Annotated in this window: 4 protein-coding genes and 1 rRNA gene; all 5 read right to left on the reverse strand. The window is 42.0% G+C overall.

Annotation, left to right across the window (positions count from 1 at the left end):
• Nucleotides 1–15: 15 nt before the first annotated feature.
• Complete coding sequence (locus tag B5X76_RS20030; protein WP_079645702.1) at nucleotides 16–1,053, reverse strand: DUF5007 domain-containing protein; 1,038 nt, start codon at nucleotides 1,051–1,053, stop codon at nucleotides 16–18.
• Between the two features lie 9 nt (nucleotides 1,054–1,062).
• Nucleotides 1,063–1,740 carry a fasciclin domain-containing protein gene (locus B5X76_RS20035; RefSeq protein WP_079645703.1) on the reverse strand — a complete coding sequence of 226 codons (678 nt, stop codon included), beginning with the start codon at nucleotides 1,738–1,740 and terminating at the stop codon, nucleotides 1,063–1,065.
• A 12-nt stretch (nucleotides 1,741–1,752) separates the two neighbouring features.
• Nucleotides 1,753–3,273 (reverse strand): RagB/SusD family nutrient uptake outer membrane protein, encoded by a 1,521-nt coding sequence (locus tag B5X76_RS20040; protein WP_176141151.1) that lies wholly within the window; start codon nucleotides 3,271–3,273, stop codon nucleotides 1,753–1,755.
• A gap of 16 nt (nucleotides 3,274–3,289) precedes the next feature.
• A complete protein-coding gene (locus B5X76_RS20045) occupies nucleotides 3,290–6,241 on the reverse strand; it encodes a SusC/RagA family TonB-linked outer membrane protein (RefSeq protein WP_079645705.1) in 2,952 nt (983 codons plus the stop codon).
• Nucleotides 6,242–6,808: 567 nt separating this feature from the next.
• Nucleotides 6,809–6,920, reverse strand: a 5S ribosomal RNA gene (rrf, locus tag B5X76_RS20050).
• Nucleotides 6,921–6,924 lie beyond the last annotated feature (4 nt).

Below are 6,924 nucleotides of genomic sequence, written 5' to 3' on the forward strand. Positions count from 1 at the left end.
GCGGTTAAAAATTGTCTAGTCATTATCAAATTTCGGTGTCTCGCCTCTAAATCTAAACTGAATCTCCCAATGCCCTTCTTCGTATATGGAAAAATTAAAACCAAGCATCGCTGGCGACAACAATCCACCAAAGCCAACCCGGTCGCAACGTAAGAGAATTCTTGCCATACTGCCATCTGAGGTCGTATAGTTTGACGGGTATTTTACCAACGGAATCGGATAAGCCACATCGTATGTTACCTTATTGTCCTTAAAAACAGGATTAAAACCGTGGATCATCTTGTTCCATTCCGTATCCTTAAATAGACGAATATCGAGCGGATTATTGAGCGAATCCATTAAGCTGATACTCAGGGTTCCTCCTGGAGTTTTATTTTCTGTATCCTTAATGACAAACACCTGAATATCACTACCGAAAATATAATCCCCTGTCCGCTCGCCGACCAGTCCTACGGCAACCGATATCGGTAGCGCTGCATTGGCTGCCAGCCCCGTCACTTCATTGTACTGTGAAGGTTCATACGCCCGCTCTTTAAACGGTTTCAGCTTCAGATTACGCGCATACTTGCGGCCTCCCGAATTGCTGATTTCCACATCAAACTCATACCCGGGATCCGGCTGTGTCTTTATCCAGTTTGAATTTCCGAAATCCCAAAACATAATATCCCCGGAATTTTTTCCAACTTCCAGAATAGAGCGATACTCGACCACCCGTTTTGCCTCTATCTCTGCTATAGACTTTTCTTCGGCGGTATATTTTGACTTCCATACTTTCATCGGGAATTTATCGGTCAGCTCGGTCGCCGGCTCACCGTCTGATCGTCGCACATTGACGAGTTTAAAATCGAGAGGAAAAGAAGAGGATGTACCCATAGTTGCTGCATTTTCGAATACGGTTTTGCGGCCTAGCGTCGGAGTATACTCCGTTGTCAGGTAGTTTACATCATCGCCCAGAGCGTCCACGCTATCCGGGATCAGGGATTTACACGAAGTAATGACCAATGCCCCTGCTAGGAGTTGTAATAATAAGTTAGTTTTTATCACACTTTTCATAATTATCTATTACTGTGCTGAATATTTACTAGTAAATTTATTAAAGCCAAAATCATGACCTCCCGAAAGGATATGAATCACTCCATTGCTGGTTTTGACATCTACCGCCAGCGTATTTACACGCTGCCAATAACGTTGGAATATCGAGTTATTGGTATCGCTGAAAACCAATTGACGCTGCCCGCCACCTACAAAACCGGAGGCATTCAAAACCTGAAACTGGATGTGCATTTTATAATCCGTTTTCGTACTGGTCACCATCTGACCATCGATAAAGGGGGCCAGCGTCTCGGTATAATAAGGTTGATTAAGCACATAACGATTAACCATAGAATCCAGATCTTCCAGTTTCACATCTTCCAGATAGAGCGGGGCCTTTCCCGTGAGCTTCCTGGTGGTGTTTAATGATCCCACAGCGATTTCAAAACTCCTGTTCGTAGCGGCGAATAAAGTTAACGTTGAATCCGCATTATCAAGCTTGCGACGCAAATCCGGCACCCTATCCAGCACGCGCAAGAGCGAATCGTATACCCCCTTATGGCTTTTCAGGTAAGCATATATCGTCCCTTCGTATACCTTTTCCTCGGCCTGATAATCGTAATAAAAATCATCCCCTTTTTCACACGATCCGAATACCAATGCGATCAGCGGAAATAATAAAAGAAATTGTCTTAGTAGTTTTTTCATAATTTAAGCAGATTATTTCCAGTAATTATTCTGTTCTAGCTCCTTATTCTTACGCAATACATCGTTAGAAATCGGCCAATAAATCCCATCCTTCGCTATCAAATCCACCAATTCTGTACTCACCGCTTTCAATCGATTATGGCGCACCTGATCATACCATCGCCATCCTTCTCCCATCAATTCGCGTCTACGCTCATTAAAAATCTCATCAATCAAAGGCGTGGTCGACACGACAGAATAGCCTTGCACCTTCCTGTTTGCTTTTATCCGGTTCAAAAGGGATATCGCTTCGTCTTTTACCCCCAGAACGGCCAATGCTTCTGCCCGCAGCAATGCTATCTCCTCCAATCGAGTAAAGATCAGGTTAGATCCGTACACTGCATAGGCGCCATTCGATTCCCCGTCGCGGAGAATTTTAATTTTGCTGAACAAAGGAATCTCTCCGCTGTAGTTCGTAAAATAATTGGTTCGTGTCAAGCCTGAAACGGTGTCTATACCGAAACGCGTATCGTTGATATCGTTAAATACCTCAACAATGGTGTCTTTCGGAACATAAATGTCGGGCTTCTGCTTAGCAATAATCGGATAGGCCAGGGTAAGCTCCTCAATATGTCCTGTTGCGGATGCTTCCCCATAGATATAAGGAGAGGGAATAGAAAACAACTGTCCCGCGGCATAATTATTGGAAAAAACACCGGACAAGCCAGAAAGGTTTCCGATGGACGTAATATAAGTCAACAACCCCGATGCATAATTATCGATAATGAACTTGGTGTAGGTATCTACATTAATATATTTTCCTTGCCAAGCCGAAATATGGGCCAAAATACTGTATCCTGTAAGTTTATTGAATAACACAGACCGCCAATAACCGCTATTCTCACCGTAGTAGCTGGTCGGCGCTATACCGTATGAGTACGGTAGATCTTCAATAACACTCAAGATCTCGCTTTCAGCAAAGTTCAAAACAGTCTGTGCTGCCGTCCGGGGTCTGTGTTCAAACACCCCGTCATCAAATGATTTGGACAATAAAGGCACATCTCCCCAAATACGTACCATATAAAAATAAGTAAACGCTCTTATCGCCTTGGCTTGTGCGATATCCAACTTGAGATTGACCTCGGTATACCGGGAGTCTTTGGACATCACCTCAGGGGCACGTTCAATAAAGACAGAAGCTGCATTGATCACGGCGTAAAATCTTCGCCAATTTGTGAGATCTTTGATCAGCGGATGAGCTGCCTTAAGGTTGCCTTCGTTGATGGCCTTCAGGTCCTGTCTATTATACGAAATAAAATCGCCGGAACGTAGCTCGCCATACATCCAATGAGAGTTATTTTCCAACATGGACGCCCTCAGCAACGCGTACATTCCTATAAGCGATGATTTAGTATCCGAAATACTAGTCCACTGCAATGTTTCTGAAGATACTTCTCCAGAGACGATATCCAGCTGTTTAGAACACCCCGAAAAAGTCACTTGTATCAGGAACAAGCCACATATAAACTTCAATATTTTTGCTTTTATCTTCATGATATAATTTCCTTTTTTACAAATCCAATTTAAATCCGATAGTATAGGTAGGAGTCTGCGGCAAACCGTAACCATCGTAATAACCATTTATATTTACAAGCTCCGGATCCCTTCCCGAAAATTTAGTAAAGGTATACAGGTTGTTGACAGTAGCATAGATGTAGGCTTTTCGCAGCGTTTTCACACCATGAAGAAAAGAAGCATTTGTCAAGCTATAGCCCAGTGAAACCCCTCTTACCTTGAGATAAGAAGCATCCTCCAAAAACAGATCCTGGTCGACACGGTAAGGATCTACCCCGCTCCACACATTGTACAGCGGATATTTAGCGATATCCACATCTTGTTGCCAGTGAAATATCTCACGCACCGACGAAATAGAATTATTGGATTCGTTATTGATAAAATTATACTTTGTCGCAGCCCTGTCATTCAATACTTTATGCCCAAGCGCAAAAACCAAATCTACATTAAGGTCAAAATTTTTGTAAGCGAAACGGTTATTAAAACCTCCAAAAACTTTCGGCAGCGCATTGCCTTTTAACACTTTATCATCTTCATTGATCCTAAAATCACCATTTTGATCTTTCCATTTCGGATCTCCGTAGCCGAAGGCGATACCATCGTTACTGAATTTCTCTTCGTCGGATACCGGTACCTCGGCTTCGCTGTCATAGCGTCCTACATTTTCGAGTACCCAGAATGCATCCGCAGATTCGCCGACTCGCAAGAGTCTGTTGCCTACAGCAAGCTCCTTAAGTCCATTTGGCAGAGCGGTAACTTCGCTTTTGTTCAGGTTGAGGTTCAACCCCGTACTCCACTGAAAAGACTCCATATTGTCAAAGATCTTTGCTTTTAGCGTAAGGTCTAGCCCCCTATTACGTATAGCCAATCCGTTTTTGAATTCGCCGACATATCCATATTCTTCTGGAACTGGAACCAAAGCCACCTGGTTCTTATCTTCTTTTTGATATACGGATAAGCCTGCAGTCAATCTATTGTTATAAAAAGACTTCAAAATCGTCAAATCCATTTGATCGACATAGGCCCAGCCCATATCATATCCAACCCACCCTCGGTTATACGGGCGTGACAACCCGGCATTTCCGTAATAAGACATAATACTGGATTCGTTAGACCAGTTCATATTCGGAGAATATTGCGGCCCTACGCCCAAGCGGCTATCCATCTGTATTCTTCCCAAACGGCCCGCAGAAACCTGAAGCGAAAATTCATTATCTTGTTCCAACTGTTTGTTGATATTCCATTTCACGCTGGCAGAGGGTGTAAACAACCATCTATGATCGGGTTGAACAGCTGATGATCCGTCCCAACGCAATACCCCGTTTACTGCCAAAATAGAATTAAAATCATAACCAAAACGTCCGTATACGGAGAAAAGACGATTATACTCCGTATTGTACCAGCGGTATACTTTCAGTCCTCCTTGAGCGACCAAATAATCAGCAGCATCAGTTTTACCGTTCACCACATTTAATTTGATAAAATCATTTGGCCCGTCAAAGGCTTTTGCATACCCAAAGCGATATAGATCGTCCATGTATTCAACACCTCCGTTAAAAGACAAACGATTCTTTTCATTGATGTCATAGGCGTAACTCACGCGATTTGTGAAAGCGTATCGTTGCGAATAACCATAATAATTCGAAATGTAATTGATGGTCTCCATCAATTCTGTTGGGTAGAACACGTCACGAATACCCTCGCTATAATCGACCATAAATGTGCTCGTATACTTCAAATTATTCAAAATATCAAAAGACAACGATAGGTTACCCTGTAGACTATTGGTAATATTATCATCTACCGAACGCTTATAATTGCCCAGATAATTCTGATAGAGCCCTAGATTGGGCGACAGTGGTGTTGATAAATCCGGAAGGTAGCCCATTTCGGAGTACCTGTCCCTCAAGTTACGATTACGATCCCTTTCAGTGCGAGTTCCGTTGATATAAGCGGAAACAGTAAACCACGAAAAAGGTAACATATTGATATTAAGCAACGCATTATAGCGATCAAAATTATTATTATCGGCTGTTGAGCTGTTTTTAGTAGTTCCAGCCAGAAACCCAAAGTTGGCACGGTCTGTTCCACCTCTTAAACTCATATCTATAGAGTATAAAGACGCATTTCTATAGTAAGCATCCTGCCACTTCGAAGGCCCATAATAGTTCAGGTTTGTAGAGTCTGCCAAAAAACCCGGATATACCTGTCTAGCCTCAGCAGTATTGTTATACAAGGCGTAGAATGGTTGTCTGAATAGATTTTCATAATGTGCATTGACAGGTGTTACAGCAGGCTTCCGATTAATTCCAAAATATGAATTTACAGAAATCTCCCTTGCGCCTGAAATACCGCCGAATGTCGTAATCAAAATCGCACCATTAGCTGCCAAGGGTCCCAAGGTAGCCAAACGCGCGGGATCTTTTACAACCTCGATAGACTCAATGGCACTAATGTCTACAAAATTATAAAAATCAGTCTCCGGCCCCAATCTATTGAACTTATAGGGCTGTGAATTGTAGGCAAAACTATGATTAGTCGTCATAGGGATTCCGTTTACAAATACAGTTGGCCGCGCATTATTTAATGCCTGGGTTTCAAAAAGAGGAATGCCCGCTCCCCTAACGATGACATTTTGCAGTGTACCGGACTCAGCCGTTGGCTGTTGCACATAAACCCCCGCCAACTGACCCTTTAAAAAATCGGCTATGTTGGTATAGGGCTTAAGTTTTGCTCTATTGATCTCCACAGTATCAATAGAATGTTTAACTTTTCGGAGTGACTCAAACTTCTTCAAATCCGCCTCAGTAAGCTCTTCTTCTTCGATCGTATCAGCTTGGAGTATTAGCCTCTCATTAATAGAACGAGCGCTAAAGCCATGAGACATACTCTTAATGCTAAACCCGCCGATCAATGCGGTAATTAGTATACAAATTTTCCTTAACATATTAAGAATTTTAGGAGTTCTTTGGTTTATTGTTAATTAATTTAAGTTCGTTAGCTATTAGCAATAATAAAAAATATATCCATAACATGTCTAACATAACCGAACGAAATCGTTTGCGCAATTTCACACAACCGTTTGCGCAATTCAGTCAATTAGCCAGTGTGTTGCAATTCACTCCATCTTCTTTATTAAAAATCTAAGTAAATTCAGTCCAAAAAAATTAATTAATACAACAAACACTATTGTTGTATTAACAACTAAATGACGGAATATTAATGCTGAGCTTAGATACTAAATCAACAAATTTGTAGCCGAAATGATTAATTACGTCGGTTACAAAATGGAATAGTATATCGTGAAAAAACATCTTATTTAGGTGAAAGGATTCATAAATCCAGTACTCAAGGAAGTTTATTCTTTCGATAAGAGAGTTCGCAGCAGTACATAGAAAACGAGAGCGGACGTTCTTCTTACGGTCGGATTAGTCTGGTCTAAATCCTATAATATAAACAACAGGTATATAACAACAAAAAGCCCCTCCAGTTACCTGAAGGGGCTTTGTATAAAAAAAGGCACCGACCTACTCTCCCACCTGTTACGGCAATACCATCGGCTCTGGCGGGCTTGACTTCTCTGTTCGGAATGGGAAGAGGTAGACACCGCCGATATAGGCACCTGAAATA

This window comes from Sphingobacterium nematocida (genome assembly GCF_900168125.1).
Lineage (GTDB): Bacteria > Bacteroidota > Bacteroidia > Sphingobacteriales > Sphingobacteriaceae > Sphingobacterium > Sphingobacterium nematocida.